The 1,073-nt window shown below is 68.2% G+C and carries 2 pseudogenes; both read right to left on the bottom strand.

The window, feature by feature from the left end:
• Window positions 1-88: 88 nt before the first annotated feature.
• Window positions 89-590: pseudogene (locus FGD71_RS48685) on the bottom strand (alpha amylase C-terminal domain-containing protein); the annotation flags it as partial.
• A 1-nt stretch (window position 591) separates the two neighbouring features.
• Window positions 592-1,073, bottom strand: a pseudogene (locus tag FGD71_RS48680) (1,4-alpha-glucan branching enzyme); the annotation flags it as partial.

Genomic DNA, 1,073 nt, shown 5'->3' with positions numbered 1-1,073 from the left:
CAAACGCCGGACGGGCTGAAAATCAGCCCCTCCGGCGTTTGAGGAGCGGGGTCTGGGGCGGAGCCCCAGGGGATGGGAATGGGTAGGCCTACGCCGGGCGCAGCCACACCGTCGCCAGCGGGGGCAACGTCAGCCGGATGCCGGCCGGGCGGCCGTGCCAGGCCTGGGCGTCCGGCTTGAGGGGGGCCGGGTTGATGACACCGCTGCCGCCGTACCGCGCGGCATCGGTGTTCAGCACCTCGCTCCAGGCCGGGATGCCCTCCGGCACGCCGAGAGCGTACTCATGCCGAACCACCGGCGAGAAGTTGGAGACGGCCAGCAGCGGAGCGCCGTCCGCGTCGAAGCGCAGAAACGCGAAGACGTTGTCCTCCGCCGCGTCCCCCACGACCCAGGAGAAGCCCGCCGGGACCGTGTCCCGCTCCCAGAGGGCGGGCGTGGCCGCGTACAGGCGATTGAGATCGCGGACGAGGTCCCGCACCCCACGATGGTCCGGCTCCGCCCCGTACGACGGATCGAGCAGCCACCAGTCGGGTCCGTGTTCCTGCGACCATTCCCCGCCCTGTGCGAACTCCTGGCCCATGAAGAGGAGTNTGTTCCTGCGACCATTCCCCGCCCTGTGCGAACTCCTGGCCCATGAAGAGGAGTTGCTTGCCGGGGTGGGCCCACATGAAGCCCAGGTACGCGCGGTGGTTGGCCCGCTGCTGCCACCAGTCGCCCGGCATCTTCGACACCAATGCCTGTTTGCCGTGGACGACTTCGTCGTGCGAGATCGGGAGGACGTAGTTCTCGCTGTAGGCGTACACCATCGAGAACGTCATCTCGTTGTGGTGGTACTTGCGGTGCACGGGGTCCTTCGACGCGTAGACCAGGGAGTCGTGCATCCAGCCCATGTTCCACTTGAGTCCGAAGCCAAGTCCCCCGTCGGAGGTCGGCCGGGTGACGCCGTCCCAGGCGGTCGATTCCTCGGCGATCGTGACGACGCCGGGATTCCGCCGGTACACGGTCGCGTTCATCTCCTGCAGGAAGGCGACCGCGTCGAGGTTCTCGCGTCCGCCGTGCTCGTTGGGTGTCCA

Source organism: Streptomyces sporangiiformans, from assembly GCF_005768555.2.
In the GTDB taxonomy this organism is placed as follows: domain Bacteria; phylum Actinomycetota; class Actinomycetes; order Streptomycetales; family Streptomycetaceae; genus Streptomyces; species Streptomyces sporangiiformans.
This window is presented reverse-complemented; position numbering and strand designations above follow the sequence as displayed.